17 protein-coding genes are annotated in these 19,967 nt (G+C 71.0%); 4 read left to right on the forward strand and 13 right to left on the reverse strand.

The window, feature by feature from the left end:
- Positions 1-247 precede the first annotated feature (247 nt).
- Positions 248-694, forward strand: coding sequence for an ATP-binding protein (locus ACPXCS_RS12095; protein ID WP_425946540.1), 447 nt, complete (start codon positions 248-250; stop codon positions 692-694).
- 72 nt (positions 695-766) lie between these two features.
- Here ACPXCS_RS12095 and ACPXCS_RS12100 read toward each other — a convergent pair whose 3' ends face one another.
- Both ACPXCS_RS12100 and fdxA read right to left on the reverse strand, forming a co-directional pair.
- Entirely contained in the window at positions 767-1,858 is a 1,092-nt protein-coding gene (locus ACPXCS_RS12100) for a bifunctional succinyldiaminopimelate transaminase/glutamate-prephenate aminotransferase (RefSeq protein WP_425946541.1), read from the reverse strand.
- 121 nt (positions 1,859-1,979) lie between these two features.
- Positions 1,980-2,300 carry a ferredoxin gene (fdxA, locus tag ACPXCS_RS12105; protein WP_003973842.1) on the reverse strand — a complete coding sequence of 107 codons (321 nt, stop codon included), beginning with the start codon at positions 2,298-2,300 and terminating at the stop codon, positions 1,980-1,982.
- Positions 2,301-2,440: 140 nt separating this feature from the next.
- Here fdxA and ACPXCS_RS12110 point away from each other — a divergent pair, with 140 nt between their 5' ends.
- Both ACPXCS_RS12110 and ACPXCS_RS12115 read left to right on the forward strand, forming a co-directional pair.
- Positions 2,441-3,466, forward strand: coding sequence for a GNAT family N-acetyltransferase (locus tag ACPXCS_RS12110; protein ID WP_425946542.1), 1,026 nt, complete (start codon positions 2,441-2,443; stop codon positions 3,464-3,466).
- Positions 3,467-3,483: 17 nt separating this feature from the next.
- On the forward strand, positions 3,484-4,335 hold the full coding sequence (locus tag ACPXCS_RS12115; protein WP_425946543.1) for a tetratricopeptide repeat protein: 852 nt from the start codon (positions 3,484-3,486) through the stop codon (positions 4,333-4,335).
- A gap of 128 nt (positions 4,336-4,463) precedes the next feature.
- On the opposite strand, the gene ACPXCS_RS12120 is transcribed toward ACPXCS_RS12115, so the two are convergent.
- The 4 genes from ACPXCS_RS12120 to ACPXCS_RS12135 form a co-directional block, all read right to left on the reverse strand.
- Complete coding sequence (locus ACPXCS_RS12120; RefSeq protein WP_425946544.1) at positions 4,464-6,962, reverse strand: hypothetical protein; 2,499 nt, start codon at positions 6,960-6,962, stop codon at positions 4,464-4,466.
- A 156-nt stretch (positions 6,963-7,118) separates the two neighbouring features.
- Positions 7,119-7,529 carry a DUF6113 family protein gene (locus ACPXCS_RS12125; protein WP_425946545.1) on the reverse strand — a complete coding sequence of 137 codons (411 nt, stop codon included), beginning with the start codon at positions 7,527-7,529 and terminating at the stop codon, positions 7,119-7,121.
- Entirely contained in the window at positions 7,526-8,386 is an 861-nt protein-coding gene (gene mshB / locus ACPXCS_RS12130) for an N-acetyl-1-D-myo-inositol-2-amino-2-deoxy-alpha-D-glucopyranoside deacetylase (protein WP_425946546.1), read from the reverse strand. Before mshB ends, ACPXCS_RS12125 begins: the two co-directional genes overlap by 4 nt.
- A gap of 29 nt (positions 8,387-8,415) precedes the next feature.
- On the reverse strand, positions 8,416-8,610 hold the full coding sequence (locus tag ACPXCS_RS12135; RefSeq protein ID WP_425946547.1) for a hypothetical protein: 195 nt from the start codon (positions 8,608-8,610) through the stop codon (positions 8,416-8,418).
- 178 nt (positions 8,611-8,788) lie between these two features.
- On the opposite strand from ACPXCS_RS12135, the gene ACPXCS_RS12140 reads away from it, so the two are divergent.
- Positions 8,789-10,912 (forward strand): prolyl oligopeptidase family serine peptidase, encoded by a 2,124-nt coding sequence (locus tag ACPXCS_RS12140; protein WP_425946548.1) that lies wholly within the window; start codon positions 8,789-8,791, stop codon positions 10,910-10,912.
- A gap of 151 nt (positions 10,913-11,063) precedes the next feature.
- Here ACPXCS_RS12140 and ACPXCS_RS12145 read toward each other — a convergent pair whose 3' ends face one another.
- From ACPXCS_RS12145 to typA, 7 genes are all read right to left on the reverse strand, one after another.
- The gene (locus ACPXCS_RS12145; RefSeq protein ID WP_425946549.1) at positions 11,064-11,453 is read right to left on the reverse strand and encodes a VOC family protein; all 390 of its coding nucleotides are present in this window, start codon (positions 11,451-11,453) and stop codon (positions 11,064-11,066) included.
- Between the two features lie 73 nt (positions 11,454-11,526).
- On the reverse strand, positions 11,527-12,675 hold the full coding sequence (locus ACPXCS_RS12150; protein ID WP_425946550.1) for an ABC transporter ATP-binding protein: 1,149 nt from the start codon (positions 12,673-12,675) through the stop codon (positions 11,527-11,529).
- The gene (locus ACPXCS_RS12155; protein ID WP_425946551.1) at positions 12,668-13,726 is read right to left on the reverse strand and encodes an ABC transporter ATP-binding protein; all 1,059 of its coding nucleotides are present in this window, start codon (positions 13,724-13,726) and stop codon (positions 12,668-12,670) included. Before ACPXCS_RS12155 ends, ACPXCS_RS12150 begins: the two co-directional genes overlap by 8 nt.
- Positions 13,727-13,737: 11 nt before the next feature.
- On the reverse strand, positions 13,738-14,700 hold the full coding sequence (locus ACPXCS_RS12160; protein WP_425946552.1) for an ABC transporter permease: 963 nt from the start codon (positions 14,698-14,700) through the stop codon (positions 13,738-13,740).
- Positions 14,693-15,622, reverse strand: a complete 930-nt coding sequence (locus tag ACPXCS_RS12165) for an ABC transporter permease (protein WP_425946553.1) — start codon at positions 15,620-15,622, stop codon at positions 14,693-14,695. The genes ACPXCS_RS12160 and ACPXCS_RS12165 overlap by 8 nt, the downstream gene beginning before the upstream one ends.
- A gap of 132 nt (positions 15,623-15,754) precedes the next feature.
- Complete coding sequence (locus tag ACPXCS_RS12170; RefSeq protein WP_425946554.1) at positions 15,755-17,368, reverse strand: peptide ABC transporter substrate-binding protein; 1,614 nt, start codon at positions 17,366-17,368, stop codon at positions 15,755-15,757.
- 619 nt (positions 17,369-17,987) lie between these two features.
- Positions 17,988-19,895, reverse strand: a complete 1,908-nt coding sequence (gene typA / locus ACPXCS_RS12175; RefSeq protein ID WP_425946555.1) for a translational GTPase TypA — start codon at positions 19,893-19,895, stop codon at positions 17,988-17,990.
- Between the last annotated feature and the right edge of the window lie 72 nt (positions 19,896-19,967).

Here is a 19,967-nt window from a genome sequence, read left to right on the forward strand (position 1 = left end):
ATCCCTTGGGAACAAAGGGCGGGAAGCATTCCGCACACATTCCCGAGGGGGCCTCTTTGCCCGTTTTTATCCGCAGCCGATAATGCGACGCATTACCAACTCTTTACGTTGCGGTGCCGCAACCTTCGCGGGCTTCGAGCGGTAGTCACTGCGTCCGAGCCGGGGCGATCAACAGCCAGTCGATCAACTCCCCGACCGGGTCGGACACTTCACGAAGCTCACTGTTTCCTCCCGTCGAAGGAGCACCATGTCCCTCCCCCTGACCCGCCGGATCGCCCGTGCCGCGCTGATCGTCGCTGCGGGAGCGGCTGCCGGGGTCGGTGCGGCCGGCTCCGCCAGCGCGGCGCCCGAGCTGCCCGCCACCCCGAACCTCGGTGGGCTGACCGCCCTGGACGGGGCGAACGTCGGCAACACCGTCGACGGCGCCGCGCAGAACGTCACCCAGGCCGCGGGTGACACCGGCAGCAAGGCCGTGAAGAAGGCGGTGCCGGCCGCGGGCAAGACCGGCGGCAAGGCGGTCAAGAAGACCACCCCCGTGGCCCAGAAGACGGCCGGTGACGCGGCCGGCTCCGCCGGGCAGCTCGTCGGCGAGGCCGCCGGTTCGGCCAAGGGCGGTCTGCCGACGGACTCCCTCACCAAGGGCGGCGTGCCCACCGCGGACTCGCTGCCGGTCAAGGGCCTGCCGGTCGGCTGACACCGCGCCACGGCGCCGAAGGGGTCCGGGGAAGCTTCCCCGGACCCCTTCGGCGTGCACCGGGGCGGGCGGTCACAGGCGCCGTACGGCCGCCGCCACCCGCTCGTCCGTCGCCGTCAGGGCCACGCGGACGAACTGCGCGCCCGCGGGGCCGTAGAAGTCGCCCGGCGCGACGAGGATGCCCCGCTCCGCCAGGTGGGCCACGGTGTCCCAGCAGGACTCGCCCCGCGTCGCCCACAGGTAGAGGCTCGCCTCGCTGTGCTCGATGCGGAAGCCGTGGGCGAGGAGTGCCTCGCGCAGCAGCGTGCGGCGGGCGGCGTAGCGCTCGCGCTGGACCCGCACGTGCTCGTCGTCGCCGAGGGCCGCAACGACCGCGGCCTGCGTCGGCGCGGACGTCATCATGCCGCCGTGCTTGCGGATCTCCAGGAGCGGGCCGAGCACCGCCGGGTCACCGGCCAGGAAGGCGGCGCGGTAGCCGGCGAGGTTGGAGCGCTTGGACAGGCTGTGGACGGCGACGATGCCGTCGTAGGAGCCGCCGTTGACGTCCGGGTGCAGCACCGAGACCGGGTCGGCCTCCCAGCCCAGCTCCAGGTAGCACTCGTCGGAGAAGACCAGGACGCCGTGCGAGCGGGCCCACGCGACGATCCGGGTCAGCTCCTGCCGGGACAGGACCTTGCCCGTCGGGTTGGACGGCGAGTTCAGCCAGAGGAGCTTCAGGCCCTCGGGGTCCAGCTCGGTCGGGTCGTCGTAGACCTCGTACGCGGCGCGGGCCAGGCGGGCGCCCACCTCGTACGTCGGGTAGGCCAGCCGCGGGAAGGCCACCCGGTCGCCGGGGCCGAGGCCCAGCTGCGTGGGGAGCCAGGCGACGAGTTCCTTGGAGCCGACGATCGGCAGGACGTGGTGGTGGGTGACGTCCCGGGCGCCGAGGCGCCTGGCGACCCAGCCGGTGATCGCGTCGCGCAGCTCGGGCGTGCCCCAGACGGTCGGATAGCCCGGCGAGTCCGCCGCCGCGACCAGCGCTTTCTGGATCAGCTCGGGGACCGGGTCGACCGGGGTGCCGACGGACAGGTCCACGATGCCGTCCGGGTGGGCGGCGGCCGTGGTCTTGTACGGCGCCAGCTTGTCCCAGGGGAAGGTGGGGAGGCGGTCGGAGACTGCGGACACGGGTTCTGGCTCACTTTCTGGCCGGTACGCGCCGGGCCACGGCAAACGCCTCGGCCCCCTACGGCGATCAGCGGGCTGATCGGGCCGTACGGGACCGAGGCGGCGCTGGTGCGGGCCGCTCTTACTGGTTCTGCGGCGGCAGCGCGGCGACGAAGGGATGGTCGCGCTCGATCAGCCCCAGCTTGCTGGCGCCGCCGGGCGAACCGAGCTCGTCGAAGAACTCGACGTTCGCCTTGTAGTAGTCCTTCCACTCCTCGGGAGTGTCGTCCTCGTAGAAGATGGCCTCGACCGGGCAGACCGGCTCACAGGCCCCGCAGTCGACGCATTCGTCCGGGTGGATGTACAAGGACCGCTGGCCCTCGTAGATGCAGTCGACCGGGCACTCCTCGATGCACGCCTTGTCCTTGACGTCGACACAAGGCTGCGCGATGACGTAGGTCACGCTGTCGTTCCTCCTCGATAGGGCGCTGGCGGGCCTCCTCAGGCTCCGCCGCCTGGCGCGCGGGAGCGCGGCGTCGTCGATGCCCGCCCCTAGTATCTCCGTTCCTGGGCATGATCCGAACAGGAGGGGTGAACTGACCTGTGGAAATCTCTGCCGCCGGGCGACTGGAGGTCCGTATCACCGCTGCTGACGTGGGCAAACGGGTCTCCGTCCGGAGCTTGATCGAACATGGTGCCCCGGGTGAGAAGTTCACCGATACGGTCGGTGTTCTCACATCATGGGACAACGGTGTGCTGCTGATCACACGGAGGAGCGGCGAAAGCGTCCGCATCGCGGAATCCACGCTGGTCGCGGGCAAGATCGTGCCCGCCGCCCCGGCGCGTCGCCGCGGTCCGGCCGCCTCCTGCGAGGAACTGGGCCGGGTCGCCGCGCGGGCCTGGCGGCCCGTGGAGAGCGAGCGGCTCGGCGACTGGGAGCTGCGGGCCGCCTCCGGGTTCACACGGCGGGCCAATTCGGTGCTGCCGCTCGGCGACCCGGGGGTGCCGCTGGACGAGGCGCTCGCCGCCGTACGGCGCTGGTACGCGGCGCGCGGGCTGCCGGCCTACGTCCAGACCGCGACCGGCGCCGAGGGCGCGCAGGAGCTGCTCTGCGCCGAGCTGGAGCGGCGGGGCTGGGTGCGCGAGGTGACCGCCGAGCTGTGGGTGGGGCCGCTGGCGCCGATCGCCGACCTCGGTGACCCGGCGGGCGTCGCCCTGTCCCGGGAGGCCGACGAGGCCTGGCTGGCCCGCTATCAGCGCAAGGGGGTGAGCGAGGTGGCGTTGCGGGTGCTCGGCGCCGGACCGTCGGTGTGGTTCGCGACCGTGCCCGGCCCCGCGGAGCCGGCCGCCATCGGGCGGTGCGTGGTCGACGGGCGGTGGGCCGGGTTCGCCGCCGTCGAGGTCGACCCCGCGCAGCGGCGCCGGGGCCTCGGTACGGCCGTCATGGCCGCGCTGGCCCGGCGGGCGCTCGACGAGGGCGCGTCGGCCGCCTGGCTCCAGGTGGAGGCCGACAACGCGGCGGCGCGGGCCCTGTACGCCGGGATGGGCTTCGCCGCGCACCACGCGTACCACCACTACCGGGCCCCGGATGACGCCGGTGGCCCGCAGGCCGGTAACCGATCGTCGTGAGAGGGCACGAGCCAGCCATGCGTCCCCCGTACCCCCCGTCCCCGGAGCGCTCCGCCGAGCTGCGGCGGCGCTTCGCCGAAGAGGCCCGGTCCGAACGGCCCGATCTGTCGACGCTGTGCCTGCTGGTGGGTGCGGAGGCGGACCGTGAGCTGGACGAGGCGGGCCTGGACGCCGCGCAGGTCGAACTGGACCGCCTCGCCGGGCTGCTGCCGTTCCGGCCCGGGGGGCCGCGGGCGTGGGCGGTGGCCCTGCGGGAGCTGCTCGGCGAGCGGCTGGGGTTCCACGGCACTCCGGCGGACTACCAGCGGCTGGAGTCCTCGCTGCTGCACGAGGTGCTGGTGCGGCGCAGGGGGCTGCCGATCCTGCTGTCCGTGGTGTGGATGGAGGTGGCGCGGCGGGCGGGGGCTCCGGTGTACGGCGTGGCCCTGCCGGGGCACTTCGTGGTCGGGTTCGGGCCCGAGGAGGGGCAGGTGCTGGCGGACCCGTTCGACGGCGGGCGGGTGCTGAGCGGGGCGGACGCGGAACTGCTGGTGGCCGGGGCGACGGGAACGCGGCTGGACGCGGCGATGCTGGGCCCGGCCGATCCGCTGGACGTGGTGATGCGGATCCTGAACAACGTACGGGCGTGGGCCGCGGCCCGGCCGGAACGGTCCGATGTGGCGCTGTGGGCGGTGGAGTTGTCCCTGCTGCTGCCCTCGCACCCGGCCCGGCTGCGCTACGAACGGGCGCAGTTGCTGGTGCGGCGGGGCGACTTCCTCGGCGGCGCCACGGAGTTGGAGTCCTACGCGGAGGTCGTGGAGGCCGTGGACGAGCGGGCGGCCGAGCGGGTGCGGGGGGAGGCCTCGGCGGCCCGGGCGATGCTGAACTGACGCCGGTCGCCGTCGCGGTCCCGTCGCCGGGCGGGGGCGGCCGGTCGCCCCGGGGCCGGCCCGGCGATCGTGCGCGACGAAGCCCCCTGCCCGGTCGCGGGCAGGGGGCTTCGTCGCGCGTGCGGCGGTCAGTTCGGGGTGGTGTCGATGACCGCGGTGCGCTCCGCCGTCGTCTTGCCGCGCAACGCCTTGCGCAGCGCGGAGACGACGTCCTGCGGCAGGACCTCACGCTTGCCGGTGGCGGTCTCGATCTGCACGCCGTCGAAGGTCGTGCCGTACGCCTCCTTGAGCGCCTTCAGGTCGTACGTCTCGACGAGCTTGCCGTCGACGGCCTTGAACCCGAGGATCTTCGGCAGCGACAGCGAACCGAACGGGATGCTGTGCGCCGCGTCGGTCTGCACGATGGCCTTGGCCGACATCGCGGGCTGCGCGAAGTCCTTCAGCACCCGGTCGACCTCGGCGTTCGAGACGGTCGGCTGCTGGGTGGTGGTCGGGACGGCGACCGTGCCGGCCGACCCGGTCTCCACCTGGGTGCGGTACGCCTGCTCCACCGCCGCGGTGGACTTGGCGAGGTCGATGCCCTGGCCCGCCTTGCCGTAGACGGGGACGGCCTTGCCGTTCTGGAACTTGATGGTGCCCTCGGTGACCGAGCCGGACCTGCCGGCCGCGCTCTCCAGGGCGGCGTGCAGCTTCTCCTCGTCGACGGGCATCTCCGGGGCGACGACCCGGTGGTTGCCGAACAGCGAGCCGATCACGGAGACCGGGTTGTAGTCGCTCTTGGCAGCGGCGTCGGCGGTGGCGTCCATGTCGAACTGCAGGCCCGCGTTGTCCGGGTCCAGGGCGACCGTCCTGCCGCCCACCGACAGCTTCAGCTCCTTGCCGACGCGGTCGTCGAAGGCCTCGTCGAGCTTCTGGACCGCGCCGTCGCGGGTGGTGCCGCCGATGTCGACGCCGAGCACGGTGGTGCCCTTGGGCACGTCGGTGCGGTTCATCAGCAGGCCGGCGCCGTACAGGCCGCCGCCGGCGACGATCACGGCGGCCGCGAGCAGCACGAGCTTGTTGCGGCCCTTCTTCTTGGGCGCCTTGGCGGAGCTCGCCGGGGGCGGCGAGACGGGCTCGGGCAGCTTCGGGGCCGTGTGCGGCACCGGGCCGTCTCCGGGCGCGCCCGGGCCGAACGGCGAGGCCGCGCCGGGCTGTACGACCGGGATGCCGCTGGTGACGGTGTCCCCGGAGACGTTGTCGTGCCGGGGGCCGTAGCCCTGGCCGTCCGGGGGCTCGGGGGCCGGCTTCTGGGGAGTGAGGACAGCGGTGTCGTCGCTCAGGCCACCCCCCGGGCCTGCGGGGGCGGAACTGCCGCCGGGGGCTCCGGGTGCGCCGGGGCCGCCGCCTATGGCACCGGGGCCGCCGGGCCTGCCGGGGTCGTCGAACGCCTCGGGGCCGCCGGGCGTGCCCGGGGCGCCGAAGGGGGCGCCCTGACCGCCGGGGGCGTTGAAACCGCCGGGGCCGCCGGGGGTACCGGGACCGCCGGGTGCGTCGAAGGCGCCGGGGGCGCCAGGGCCACCGGGGACGCCGGGCTCGTGGAACGCGCCGGGTACGCCCGGCCCGCCCGGTCCTCCGGGACGCCCGCCCTGCTCGCCACCGAAGGCACCGGGGCCGCCGGGCTCGTTGTAGGCCGCGGGCCCGCCGGGGCCGCCCGTCGGCGGCGTCATCGGTCCGTCTCCGGTCACCGGCCCGCCCGTCGGGCCGGCCGGGCCCTGGGCCCCGGGACCGCCGGGAGCGCCCGGCTCGCGGAAGCCGTTGGCCGGGTTCGGGCCGCCGCTGCCGTTCTCCGAGAAGTACGGCAGGTCGTCACGGCGCGGTTCGCCGCCGCCCGGGGTGGAGCGCGAGCCGTTGCCCAGGGAGCCCGCCGCCAGAGCCTCGGTGACGTCGAAGGAGCCCGTGCCGCCGCCGTGCCCGGGGGCGACGGGGCCGCCGGTCGCACCGCCCGGGAGCCCGGCGCCGTTCGTGCCGCCGGGCCGGGAGCCGCCCGGCGCGCCCATGGAGCCGACCACACCGCCGGGCCGTGCGGCACCCGGACGTGCTCCACCGGTCGTGCCGGGCCCGGACGCGCCGGGTCCGCCCGAACCGGGGCCGCCCGCACCGGTACCGCCGGCCGCCGGGGCGGAACCGCCCGGCAGACCGGCCCCGTTGGTGGAGCCGCCGCCCTGACCGCCCGGGCCCGTGCCGGACTTGCGGGGCGCGAACCAGTCGCTGGTCGGCTTGTCCTCGGCAGCAGACTCACCCGCGCCCGCGCCCGTGCCCGCACCCGGAGCCGCGCTCCGGGGGGCTGCGGTGTGCGGCGCCGCGGGTGCCTCACCCTGCGTGTCGGTGCCGGCGGGGCTCTCCGCCTCCGTGACGGGCTTGCGCACGACGACCGGCGGAATGGGCCGCGATCCGGGGATGTTGATCCGGATCCGGGTCGTCAGCGTGGTCTCGGTCTTGCGTTCCTCCGGCCGCGTGGCCGAGCGGCCCGCGTCCGTGCCGTCACTGGAGACCGTCGGGGTGCCGTAGGGCGGCGTGCCCGACGGGTAGGCGGCTCCGCCGCGCCCGTTGGGCCCGGAGGACGGAGTGTCAGTTTCACGACTCAAGGCAGGTTCTCCCGGTTGGCTCCGCCGCCCGTCACGACCTCACGCGGGCAGCTCGGCGGCGCGCACCACCATACTGGCCACTTCTCGCCCGTATCTCAGGACCGCCGGGGAAACTCACACCGGACCCCCACGGGCGCGTCCCGGCGAAGTGGTACGTCACTTGCCAAGTCGGACGGGGGGCCCGTCCGGTTGCCGCCCCGGTCCGATGGTGGCGCAGATCACAGCCACGAGGATGCCTCCGAGGAGGAAGAGATAGGAGCCGCTCCCCGCGGCGAAGAGGAAGTCGCCCTCGGGGCGGCTGGCGGTCAGCAGGACGACGGAGAGCATCCAGCCCGCGGCGGCCGCGACGCCCCCGGAGCGGCTGCGGGTGAGGCGCGCGGCCCCCAGGACCAGCCCGGCCTCACCGGCGAGGGCGAGGATCAGACCGCCCGGGAACCAGCCGGGCTGCACCAGCGCCCCGGCCGTCCCGACGACGGCTCCGAGCACGAAGATGCCCAGGAGCGCGGCGGCCCGGCCGGCGGAGGGGGGCCGCACCGGCTGGGCGAGCATCGGGCCGCGGTCGCTCATGACGCCTCCCCGATCCCGGCGAACAGGTCCGTCTCCCGCTCGCCGGCGCCCCGCTCGCCGTGCACCAGCTCGTAGTACTCGGTCGTCAGGATCGGCTGGGCGAGTTCGTTGGACAGCACGAAGTAGGGCTCCGCCACGGTGATCTGGGTGGCGTGGGCGCGCATCGCGGCGGCCTTGGCGGCGGCGTGGGCGGTGCCGTCGATCACGGTGGTGATCCGCTCCTCGGGCACCACGCCCGGGACGTCGTCGACGGCGGCCGCCTTGGTGAAGGGGGTGCCGGGCAGGTCCTCGCGGAGCCGGGCGAAGGCCTCCTCCACCACGGGCCGGGGCACCCGGTTCCAGTAGACCTTGGGGATGCGCCAGCCGGTCCCGGCGGCCAGTTCGGCGGCGCGCATGGCGACGCGGTGGGCCTGGATGTGGTCGGGGTGGCCGTAGCCGCCGTTGTCGTCGTAGGTGACGAGGACCTGGGGGCGTACCTCGTGGATCACCTCGACGAGGTGGGCGGCGGCCTCGTCGACGTCGGCCTGCCAGAAGCAGGCGGGGTCGTCGTTGTCCGGCAGGCCCATCATCCCGGAGTCGCTGTAGCGGCCGGCGCCGCCGAGCAGGCGGACGTCGCGGACGCCGAGCCGGGACATGGCGGCGGCCAGCTCGCTGCGGCGGTGCTGGCCCAGGGCGGCGCCGGTCAGGTGCGCCAGCTCGGGCGGGATGACCTCGCCGCGTTCGCCGAGGGTGCAGGTGACCAGGGTGACGTGGGCACCCTCGGCCGCGTACCTGGCCATCGTCGCGCCGTTGTTGATCGACTCGTCGTCCGGGTGCGCGTGCACCAGCAGCAGACGACGGCCGGGCTGTTCCGTCATGGACCCCAGCCTACGAGGTCCGGTGACGGTCAGAACTTGATGCTGCCGATCATGCCCGCGATGTTCGTCGTCAGCTCGCTGATCGTGGGAGCGATGGTCGACGAGGCGAGATAGAAGCCCAGCAGCATGCAGACGATCGCATGCCCCGCCTTCAACCCCGACTTCTTGATCAGCAAGAAGACGATGATCGCCAGCAGCACCACCGCCGAAATCGAGAGTGCCACGGCGGTTCACCTCCAAAGATCCACGAGGGCGCGGGGGGTTCGGACTATGGGGGCATCAAATCCGTACAGCAGCCAGCAGGTTCATACCCACTATGCGACATTGATCATAACTATCCGTCCGTGCGCATCGCTCGGCGCACGGCCGCACAAGGGGGCGCATGGCCAATATGGTCAGGGCATGACGACCGAGCCTGACTCCTTCCCCCGACGGCACGCCCGCACCCAGCGCTTCACGCTCGGCGCGCCGCGTTCGTTCACCGTGGCGCCCGACGGTTCCCGTGTCGTGTTCCTGCGCTCCGGTTCCGGTACGGACCGGGCGAGTTCGCTGTGGGTCCTCGACACCGAGGGGGGCGGGGAGCGCGTGGCCGCCGACCCGCGCGCGCTGCTGGGCGGCGCCTCGGAGGACCTGTCCGCCGAGGAGCGGGCGCGGCGCGAGCGCAGCCGCGAGGGCGGCGCCGGCATCGTCGGCTACGCCACCGACTCGGCCGTGGAACTGGCCTCTTTCGCCTTGTCAGGGCGGCTGTTCACGGCGGAACTGCGGGCCGGGACGGCGCGCGAGGCGGCCGTGCCCGGGCCGGTGATCGACCCGCGTCCGTCGCCCGACGGGCGGCACGTCGCCTACGTGGCGCGGGGCGCCCTGCGCGTGGTGGGCGCCGAGGGCGAGGACGACCGGGCGCTCGCCGAGCCGGAATCGGAGAATGTCTCGTTCGGTCTGGCCGAGTTCATCGCGGCCGAGGAGATGGGGCGGGCGCGGGGCTTCTGGTGGGCTCCGGAGTCGGACCGGCTGCTCGTGGCGCGGGTGGACGACACGCCGGTACGGCGGTGGTGGATCTCCGACCCGGCGCATCCGGACCGGGAGCCGCAGCGGGTGCCGTACCCGGCGGCGGGCACCGGCAACGCGGAGGTCCGGCTGTTCGTGATCGGTCTGGACGGGGTGCGCACGGAGGTCTCCTGGGACCGGGCGCGCTACCCGTACCTGGCGCATGTGCACTGGTCAGCGGCGGGTGCGCCGCTGCTGCTCGTCCAGGCGCGCGACCAGCGCAGCCAGCTGATCCTGGCCGTGGACCCGGAGTCGGGCGCGACCCGGATGGTGCACGCCGACGAAGATCGAACATGGCTTGATCTTTTCCCCGGGGTGCCGTGCTGGAGCCCCTCCGGGCAGCTGGTCCGGATCGCGGACGAGGGCGGTGTGCGGGTGCTGGCGGTCGGGGAACGGCCGCTGACCGGAGCGCAGTTGCACGTCAGGGCGGTGCTGGACGTCTCCGACGACGACGTGCTGGTCTCGGCGTCGGCCGGCGAGGAGGCGGCGGAGCCGGAGACGGGCCAGGTGCACGTCTACCGGGTGAACGAGCTCGGCGTGGAGCGGATCTCCCAGGAGGCGGGCGTGCACGCGGCGGTGCGCGCCGGGGGCGTGACCGTGCTGGTGTCGGCGGTGCTCGACCGGGCGGGGTCGCAGGCGCGGATTCTGCGCGACGGAAAACCGACCCTGACTGTCCCCTCTTACGCCGAGAATCCTGGTATGTCCCCCCGCGTGACCCTCACCGAGGGGGGCGCACGCCGCATCCCGTGCGCCGTGCTTATGCCTCGGGACTACGCCGGTGACACCCCCCTGCCGGTGCTCATGGACCCGTACGGTGGCCCGCACGGTCAGCGGGTGGTCGCCGCCCACAACGCGCACCTCACCTCGCAGTGGTTCGCGGACCAGGGCTTCGCGGTGGTGGTCGCGGACGGGCGCGGCACCCCGGGCCGCTCCCCCGCCTGGGAGAAGGCGGTCCACCAGGACTTCACGGTCTCGCTGGACGACCAGGTGGAGGCGCTGCGGGACCTCGCCGAGCGGTATCCGCTGGACCTGTCCCGGGTGGCGATCCGCGGCTGGTCCTACGGCGGCTGGCTGGCGGGCCTCGCGGTGCTGCGCCGCCCGGACGTCTTCCACGCGGGGATCGCGGGCGCGCCGGTGACGGACTGGCGCCTGTACGACACCCACTACACCGAGCGCTACCTCGGCACCCCCGAGGAGCACCCGGAGGCCTACGCCAGGAGCTCCCTGGTCACCGAGGACGGCCTGGCCTCCCCCGCCGCGCCCCACCGGCCCCTGATGATCGTGCACGGCCTCGCCGACGACAACGTGGTGGTCGCCCACGCCCTGCGGCTGTCCTCGGCCCTGCTCGCCGCCGGCCGCCCCCACGAGGTGCTGCCGCTGTCCGGCGTCACGCACATGACGCCGCAGGAACAGGTCGCGGAGAACCTGCTGCTGCTCCAGGTGGACTTCCTCAAGCGCTCCCTCGGCCTCACGGCCCCCTGAGCGCACGGCGACGGGCCGGGGCGACATGGCGCGCCCCGGCCCGTCTACGGCACCCGCACGGCCGTACGCTGAACAGCCTGACGCGTCCGTATATCGGGACCGGGTCGACGAAGTTGCCTGCGTGTTAACGCAGTTGCGGGGGTTTGCGGGGCTATGCGCCCTCCGACGCCACGAGTTCCACCTCGAAGCCGTCCGTGTTGGCGAGGTAGGCGGCATGGTGCCCGGGGCCGCCCGCGTACGGGTAGCGGTCGGCGAAGAGGGGCGCCCAGCCGTGACCGGGCGCCTGCGCGGCCAGGGCGTCGACCCGCGCGGGAGGCCCCGCATGGAAGGCCAGATGGTTGAGCCCGGGCCGCATCCGGTCGTGCGCGGTGGGGCTCATCGCCGGTGATCGCTCGACGACGAGGTAGGCGGGGCCGAACCGCCAACTGCGGCCGTGCTCCCAGTTCTGGTGGGGCGTCCACCCGAGGCGGCCCAGGAGCCAGCCCCACTCGCGGACGGCCCGGGACAGGTCGGGAACCCACAGTTCGATGTGATGCAGCATGCCGGGATCCTCGAAGACGCCGGTTCCCGGCACCCCTGGGGGATGCCGGGAACCGGAACGGCGGCGGGGACGATCAGGCCGCGTGGACCACGTCCTTCTCCTCCGCGAAGTGGCAGGCCGACTCGTGGGCCGCCGGGGTGTCCGCACCCTTGAAGCGCTCCGGGACCGCCAGCAGCGGAACCTCCTCGGCGCACTTGTCCTGGGCCTTCCAGCAGCGGGTGCGGAAGCGGCAGCCCGAGGGCGGGTTGGCCGGGGACGGGACGTCGCCGGTGAGGATGATGCGCTCGCGGTTCGCGCGGGCCTCGGGGTCGGGGACCGGAACCGCCGACAGCAGCGCCTGGGTGTAGGGGTGCGTCGGGTGGTCGTAGATCTGCTCGTCGGTGCCGATCTCGGCCATCTTGCCGAGGTACATCACACCGACGCGGTCCGAGATGTGCCGCACGATCGACAGGTCGTGCGCGATGAAGATGTAGGACAGGTTGAACTCGTCCTGCAGGCGCTCCATCAGGTTGATGACCTGTGCCTGGACGGACACGTCCAGGGCCGAGACCGGCTCGTCGCAGATGATGATCTCGGGGTTCAGGGCCAGGCCGCGGGCGATGCCGATGCGCTGGCGCTGACCGCCGGAGAACTGGTGCGGATAGCGGTTGATGTACTCGGGGTTGAGGCCGACCACGTCGAGGAGTTCCTGCACCTTGCGGCGCCGGTCGCCCTTCGGGGCCACCTCGGGGTGGATGTCGAACGGCTCCCCGATGATGTCGCCCACCGTCATACGGGGGTTGAGCGAGGTGTACGGGTCCTGGAACACCATCTGGATGTTCCGGCGCACCGCCTTCAGCGCACGCCCGGACAGCTTGGTGACGTCCTGGCCCTTGTAGAAGACCTCGCCCGCCGTCGCCTTCTCCAGCATCATCAGCAGCTTGGCGACCGTGGACTTGCCACAGCCGGACTCGCCCACGATGCCCAGCGTCTCGCCCTGGTAGAGGTCGAAGGAGACACCGTCGACGGCCTTGACCGCGCCGACCTGCTTCTTGAACAGGATGCCCTGGGTGAGCGGGAAGTGCTTGACCAGGTTGCGCACCTGCAGGATCGGCTCGCCCCGCTCGACCGGCGCCTCGATGGCGGCGACCGCCTCCGTCTCGGAGGAGGCGTCGACGACCTCGACCTCGGAGACGTTCGGCGTGGCGTCCTGCGACTCGTCGGTCTTGCCGAGCTCAGCCATGGATCGTCTCCTTCCAGAAGTGGCACGCGCTGCCGCGGCCGACCAGCTCGCCGCCGTCCAGGTCGGTAACGGGGTGCAGCGGCGGGACGTCCGTACGGCAGATGTCCTGCGCCATGGGGCAGCGCGGGTTGAAGGCGCAACCGGACGGGATACGCGTCAGGTTGGGCGGCAGGCCCTTGATCGCGTACAGGTCCTGGCCCTTCTGGTCCAGGCGCGGGATGGAGTCCAGCAGACCCCTCGTGTACGGGTGCGCGGGGCGCTTGTACAGCTCGTGGACCGGGGCGCGCTCGACGATGCGCCCGGCGTACATCACAGCGATCTTGTCCGCGACGTCGGCGACCACGCCGAGGTCGTGGGTGATCAGGATGAGGCCCATGTTGTACTCGCGCTGCAGCTCCGCCAGCAGGTCCATGACCTGGGCCTGGACCGTCACGTCGAGGGCCGTGGTGGGCTCGTCGGCGATGATCAGGTCGGGCTCCAAGGCGAGCGCCATGGCGATCATGATGCGCTGGCGCATACCGCCCGAGAACTGGTGCGGGTAGTCGTTGACCCGGGCGGCGGCCGCCGGGATCTTCACCCGCTCCATCAGCTCGATGGCCTTGGCCTTGGCGTCCTTCTTGGACATGCCCTGGTGCACCCGGAACATCTCGCCGAGCTGGTAGCCCACGGAGAGCACCGGGTTGAGCGAGGACAGCGCGTCCTGGAAGATCATCGCGATCTTGCTGCCGCGGATCTTCCGGCGCTCCTCGTTGGACATCTTCAGCATGTCCTGGCCGCGGAAGAGGATCTCCCCCTTGGGGATGCTCCCGGGCGGCATGTCGAGGATGCCCATGATCGCCTGCGCGGTGACGGACTTGCCGGAGCCGGACTCGCCGAGCACGGCCAGCGTCTCGCCGGCGGCGACGGAGTAGTTGACTCCGTTGACCGCCCTGGCGACACCGTCGCGGGTGCGGAACTCCACGTGCAGGTCGCGGACTTCGAGCAGCGGGCGGCTCGCGTCCTCCGAGCCGTCGGCCGCGGGGCTGCCGGCCACTTCATCGATGATGGTCACGTACGCCTCCCTCAGCGCAGCTTGGGGTCGAGGGCGTTGCGTACCGCATCGCCGAACATGAGGAACGAGAGCACCGTGATCGAGACCATCACCGACGGGACGATCAGGGTGTGGGGGGCGATCCGCAGCTGCTCACGTCCACGGGCCACGTCGCCGCCCCAGGATACCGCCGTGTCACCCAGGCCCACGCCGAGGAAGGACAGCGTGGCCTCGGCCGCGATGTAGCCGCCGAGCGCGATGGTGGCCACGACGATGATGGGCGCGACCGCGTTGGGCAGGATGTGCCGCAGCAGGATCCGGGACGTCGAGGCACCGAGCGCCTTGGCGGCCACCACGTAGTCCGCCTGCTTGATGGTGATGACGGCACCGCGGGCGACCCGGGCGATCTGGGTCCAGCCCAGGAACGCCAGGGCCATGATGACGACCCACACCGTGCGGTTGTCGAAGGAGTTGAGCACCACCAGGGCACCGAGCAGGAACGGGATGCCGAGGAAGATGTCGGTGAGCCGCGACAGCAGGGTGTCGGTCCAGCCGCCGAAGTAGCCGGCGATCATGCCGATGAGCGTGCCGAGGATGGTGACGGCGACGGTGACGCCGACACCGACGGTGATCGAGGCGCGGGCGCCGTAGACGACCCGGGCGTAGATCGAACGGCCCTGGACGTCGTAGCCGAGCCAGTCCGGGGCGAAGAAGTGCCCCCAGTTCGGCTTGCCCAGGTAGTGCTTGGCCAGGTCGGCGTCGCGCGGCGAGGCGCTGGTGAACAGCCCCGGCCAGATCGCCATCACCAGCAGGAACACGATCAGCACGCCGGAGATCACGAACAGCGGGTTGCGCCGCAGGTCGTGCCAGGCGTCGGACCACAGGCTGCGCGCCTTCTCGGGGGCCGGGCCGGCGTCGGCCACGACGACGCCCGCGGTGCTCACGGTGTCACCGGGAAGGGCTTCGACCTTCTTCTCGACGGTCTTGTCAGGCATACCGGATCCTCGGGTCCAGGACCGCGTAGAGCAGGTCGACGATCAAGCTGGCGGCGAGGTAGATGAGCACCATCAGCGAGGCGATGCCCACGACGGTGGCGCCCTCACGCCGGGTGAGCGCGTCGTAGATCTCGAGGCCGATGCCCCGCACGTTGAAGATGCCCTCGGTCACGATGGCGCCGGTCATCAGGCTGCCGATCTCGATACCGAGGAAGGTGACCACGGGGATCAGCGAGTTGCGCATCAGGTGGACACCGATGATCCGGCGGCGCGGCAGCCCCTTGGCCACGGCGGTGCGCATGTAGTCGGACCGCAGGTTCTCCGCGATCGACGTGCGGGTCAGCCGGGCCACGTAGGCGAGGGAGAGGGACGCCAGCACGATGGCGGGAAGCGCGAGCTGCGAGAAGTCCGACGAGTCCGTCACGGTGGGCGTGGTGACCTGCCACTTGAACGCGAACTGGTACTGCAGCAGGAAGCCCAGCACGAAGGACGGCATCGAGACGAGGAAGAGCGTCAGGGTCAGCAGTCCGCGGTCCCGGAGCGTGTCGGGGCGCAGGCCGGCGACGACACCGAGGCCGATCCCCACGAGCGTGACGAAGGTGAAGGCGAACAGCGTCAGTCTGATCGTCACCGGGAACGCGTCGAGGATGACGTCGCTGATGGGCCGCTGGCTGGCGATCTGCGTACCGAAGTCGCCCTGGAACAGCCCCATCATGTAGTTCGCGTACTGCTGCAGGAGCGGCTGGTCGAGACCGAGCTCCTTCTTGATGCTCGCGACCACCGTCGGGTCGTACGCCTGATCCCCCATCATCGCCCGGACAGGGTCGCCGGGCAGGGCGTACATCATGCAAAAGATGATCAAGGTTGACCCGATGAACACCGGGATCATCTGGAGCAGTCGTCGTGCGACATAGCGCCCCATAGGTGCCTCCGTGAGGGGTTAACGCAGGTACGGGGGCCGTCCCCTGTCGACGAGACGGCCCCCCGTACCTCCCACCGCCACCTAGGCGGCGGCGGGTTTACGGCCGAGTGGGAAGAGCACGAACGGCTCCTCTTACTTGGTGGTGACGGCCCACACTTCGAGGTCACCGTGGAAGTCGACGTTGACGTTGTCGACGTTCTTACCGTGGCCGCCGTTGATGCGGTAGTACCAGAGCGGGATGGCCGGCATGTGCTCGACCAGCTTCTTCTCGACCTCCTGGAAGGCCTTCACCGACTCGTCCAGGGACTTGGCCTTGTCCGCCTTGTTCATCAGCCCGTCGATCTCCTTGTTGGAGAAGCGACCGTTGTTGGCCTCGGCGGTGGTGTGGTACAGCTCCTTCATGAAGTTGGCGTTGACCGGGTAGTCGGCGACCCAGCCACCGCGGTACATGCCCTTCACCTGGTCGTTGTCACGGGCCTCGAGGTCCGTGGCGAAGTCCGGCTTCGGGTCGCCGACGCAGTCGACGCCGGTGGCCTTGCGGATGGACTCGCAGACCGCGGTCACCCACTCCTTGTGCCCACCGTCGGTGTTGTACTGGACGGTGAACTTGTTGCCCGGAACGCCACCGCCCTCCTCGATGAGCTGCTTGGCCTTCGTCGGGTTGTACGTGAAGACGTCGGTGTCCAGGTTCTGGTAGCCCTTGACGCCGGGCGGGGTGAAGCCCTTGGCCGGCGTGCGGGTGTTGTTCAGAACCGTCTTGGTGATCGTGTCGCGGTCGATCGCCATCGACAGACCCTGCAGGACCTTCGGGTCGATGTCCTTGAAGGTCTTGGAGTAGAACGCCGGGGTCAGCGTCTGGATGGCCGCGTACGGCTGCTCGATGGCGCCGTCGCCCAGGTCCTGCTTGTACTTCGGCAGGTCCGTCGGGCCGACCTGGCGGATCATGTCCAGGTTGCCGGAGACGACGTCCTTGTACGCGGCCTCGAGGGTCGTGTACGCCTTGAACTGGACGCCCTTGTTCTTCGCCTTGTTCGGGCCCTGGTACTCGTCCCAGGCCTTGACCTGGATGAGCTTCTTGTGGTCCCACTTCTCGAACTTGTAGGGACCGTTGCCGACCGGCTTCTGGCCGAAGGCCTTCGGGTCGTCGTAGAAGACCTTGGGCAGCGGGGCCCAGGTGGTGTAGCCGAGCTTGTAGTTGAAGTACGGCATCGTGTACTTCAGCTCGATGGTGAAGGTGTGGTCGTCCACGGCCTTCAGACCGGACATGGTCTCGGCCTTCGGGTCACCCTTCTCCGGGTGGACATCGTCGTAGCCCTTGATGTCCTGGAACCAGAAGGAGTTCTGCTGGTTGTTCTTGATGTTGGCGTACCAGTTCCAAGCGTCGATGTACGACTTGGAGGTGACTTCTTCGCCGTTGTGGAACTTCCAGCCCTTCTTGAGCTTGACCGTCCACGTCTTCGAGTCCTCGCTGGTGACCGACTCGGCGTTCGTGTAGACGATGTCGCCCTTGGAGTCGAAGTCCAGCAGCTGGGTGAAGATCGACTGGATGACGTACGAGCCGTTGCTCTCGTTCGTGTCGGCCGGGATCAGCGGCTTCTGCGGCTCGCCGACGTCGATCGAGACGTAACCGGCAGGTCCGGAACCCTTGCTCTTGCTCTCACCATCACCGTCGCCGCCGCAGGCGGTGGCGGCCAGGGCGACCACTATCGCCCCCGCGACCCACTTGGCGCTCCTGGCACCGCGCATGGGTTCCTCCTATGAAGTCATTGGTTCACCGCAAAGGGAGCACAGACAGACCACCGCCACCGCCCGTCGCCGGTGCCGGAAATCGTCAGGTGCCCCCGCGCTCGTGAGTCGCGCCGCTGCCGGCGAGTGACCCTTCTTCCGAGCTCTACGCGCCTAACTATCTGCCAAACGCCAGACCCGAACCACACTCTCGAGGTCTCGGTTCGATCACAGCTCACGTATACATCTTCCAAAATCCGGACAAAGGGTTTGGTGAAAGATCCCTGCGAAACGGACTTGTTACACATCTATCGGTGGCAGCTGTCCGTATTCCGGACGCGAGAGTGGGAAAAACCGCTTGCGGATGCCATGGCGTCCGTGCAGGGTGCCGACAGAAACCGTCTCCCGCTCAAAAGGCAATCGCCACAAGGCTGTTGTCCGGCTTCGAGGCACGGCAGAGCGAGGCGTTCCGCAGCAGGGTAGTGGGAGCGGCCCGCGCCGGACGGCCGCACCGGGCAAATCGAGGGTTTTCCCTACCCTTCTCCTGGCGTTGTCCCCCTGGTGACGAGGAGGACACGAACAGCACCGGGCACCCCGCGGACGCGGGGTGCCCGGTGCTGTCGGCGCCGTATGAGGGGCGTCAGCCGTGCTTGGCGCGGCTGGCGGCGCGGGCCCGCTCACGGGCGTCCAGGTTCACCTTGCGGATGCGCACGGCCTCCGGGGTGACCTCGACGCACTCGTCGTCGCGGCAGAACTCCAGGGACTGCTCCAGCGACAGCTTGCGCGGCGGGACGATCGACTCGGTCACATCGGCCGTCGAGGACCGCATGTTGGTGAGCTTCTTCTCCTTGGTGATGTTGACGTCCATGTCGTCGGCGCGCGAGTTCTCGCCGACGATCATGCCCTCGTACACCTCGGTGCCCGGCTCCACGAAGAGCACGCCGCGCTCCTGGAGGTTGGTCATCGCGAACGCGGTGACCGCGCCGGCGCGGTCGGCGACCAGGGAGCCGTTGTTACGGGTCTGGAGCGTGCCGAACCAGGGCTCGAAGCCCTCGTGGATGGAGTGGGCGATGCCCGTGCCGCGGGTCTGGGTCAGGAACTCGGTGCGGAAGCCGATCAGACCCCGGGAGGGCACGACGAACTCCATGCGGACCCAGCCGGAGCCGTGGTTGGACATGTTGTCCATCCGGCCCTTGCGGACGCCCATGAGCTGCGTGACGGCGCCCATGTGCTCCTCGGGCACGTCGATCGTCATGCGCTCGACCGGCTCGTAGACCTTGCCGTCGACGTCCTTGGTGACGACCTGCGGCTTGCCCACGGTCAGCTCGTAGCCCTCGCGGCGCATGGTCTCGACGAGGATGGCCAGCGCCAGCTCGCCGCGGCCCTGCACCTCCCAGGCGTCCGGGCGCTCGGTCTCCAGGACGCGGAGCGAGACGTTGCCGATCAGCTCGCGGTCCAGGCGGTCCTTGACCTGGCGGGCGGTGACCTTGCGGTCCTTGACGGCCGCCTTGTTGTCGGCGCCCTTGCCGGTGGCGCCGCGGCCGACCAGCGGGGAGGTGTTGGTGCCGATGACCATGGAGATCGCCGGCTCGTCGACGGTGATCAGCGGCAGCGCGATCGGGTTCTCCGGGTCGGCCAGGGTCTCGCCGATCATGATGTCCGGGATACCGGCGACCGCGCAGATGTCACCGGGGCCGGCCTTCTCGGCCGGCTTGCGGGTGAGCGCCTCGGTCATCATCAGCTCGGAGATGCGCACGTTCTGGACGGACCCGTCGCGCTTCATCCACGCGACCGTCTGGCCCTTCTTCAGCTCGCCCTGCTGCACGCGCAGCAGCGCGATACGGCCGAGGAAGTTGTCGGCGTCCAGGTTCGTCACGTGCGCCTGGAGCGGGGCGGCCTCGTCGTAGGTCGGGGCCGGGATGTGCTCCAGGATCGTCGAGAAGAACGGCTCCAGGCTGTCGGAGTCGCCCGGGACGGTGCCGTCCTCCGGCTTGGTGAGGGAGGCGATGCCGTCACGGCCGCAGGCGTAGACGATCGGGAACTCAATCTGGTCCTCGTCGGCGTCCAGGTCGAGGAAGAGGTCGTACGCCTCGTTGACGACCTCGTCGATCCGGGAGTCGGGGCGGTCCGTCTTGTTGATGCACAGGATGACGGGCAGCCGCTGCTGGAGCGCCTTGCGCAGCACGAAGCGGGTCTGGGGAAGCGGGCCCTCGGAGGCGTCCACGAGCAGGACGACGCCGTCCACCATCGACAGACCGCGCTCGACCTCGCCACCGAAGTCGGCGTGGCCGGGAGTGTCGATGATGTTGATGGTGATGGGCTCCCCGCCGTCCTTGGGGTGATACTTCACCGCCGTGTTCTTGGCGAGGATCGTGATGCCCTTCTCACGCTCCAGGTCGTTCGAGTCCATCATGCGGTCGTCGACCGAGTCGAGCTGGTGGGCGGCGAAGGCACCGGCCTGCTTCAGCATGCCGTCGACGATGGTGGTCTTGCCGTGGTCGACGTGGGCGACGATGGCGACGTTGCGGATGTCGTGGCGCGTGGCCATAAAAGGCGTACTCCCGGAGTGGTGAGGAATGCCCTGCGCGTACGTCGGTGGTGCGCGGGCCCTGCCGGGCTC

This window comes from Streptomyces sp. DT190, assembly GCF_049846985.1.
Classification (GTDB): Bacteria; Actinomycetota; Actinomycetes; order Streptomycetales; family Streptomycetaceae; genus Streptomyces.

Bases quoted from the DNA above. Each gene is read 5' to 3' on its own strand.
- ACPXCS_RS12095 (WP_425946540.1), top strand. From the start codon at position 248: ATGTCCCTCCCCCTGACCCGCCGGATCGCCCGTGCCGCGCTGATCGTC.
- ACPXCS_RS12115 (WP_425946543.1), top strand. From the start codon at position 3,484: ATGCGTCCCCCGTACCCCCCGTCCCCGGAGCGCTCCGCCGAGCTGCGG.
- ACPXCS_RS12125 (WP_425946545.1), bottom strand. From the start codon at position 7,529: ATGAGCGACCGCGGCCCGATGCTCGCCCAGCCGGTGCGGCCCCCCTCC.
- mshB (WP_425946546.1), bottom strand. From the start codon at position 8,386: ATGACGGAACAGCCCGGCCGTCGTCTGCTGCTGGTGCACGCGCACCCG.
- ACPXCS_RS12140 (WP_425946548.1), top strand. From the start codon at position 8,789: ATGACGACCGAGCCTGACTCCTTCCCCCGACGGCACGCCCGCACCCAG.
- ACPXCS_RS12145 (WP_425946549.1), bottom strand. From the start codon at position 11,453: ATGCTGCATCACATCGAACTGTGGGTTCCCGACCTGTCCCGGGCCGTC.
- ACPXCS_RS12150 (WP_425946550.1), bottom strand. From the start codon at position 12,675: ATGGCTGAGCTCGGCAAGACCGACGAGTCGCAGGACGCCACGCCGAAC.
- ACPXCS_RS12160 (WP_425946552.1), bottom strand. From the start codon at position 14,700: ATGCCTGACAAGACCGTCGAGAAGAAGGTCGAAGCCCTTCCCGGTGAC.
- ACPXCS_RS12165 (WP_425946553.1), bottom strand. From the start codon at position 15,622: ATGGGGCGCTATGTCGCACGACGACTGCTCCAGATGATCCCGGTGTTC.
- ACPXCS_RS12170 (WP_425946554.1), bottom strand. From the start codon at position 17,368: ATGCGCGGTGCCAGGAGCGCCAAGTGGGTCGCGGGGGCGATAGTGGTC.
- typA (WP_425946555.1), bottom strand. From the start codon at position 19,895: ATGGCCACGCGCCACGACATCCGCAACGTCGCCATCGTCGCCCACGTC.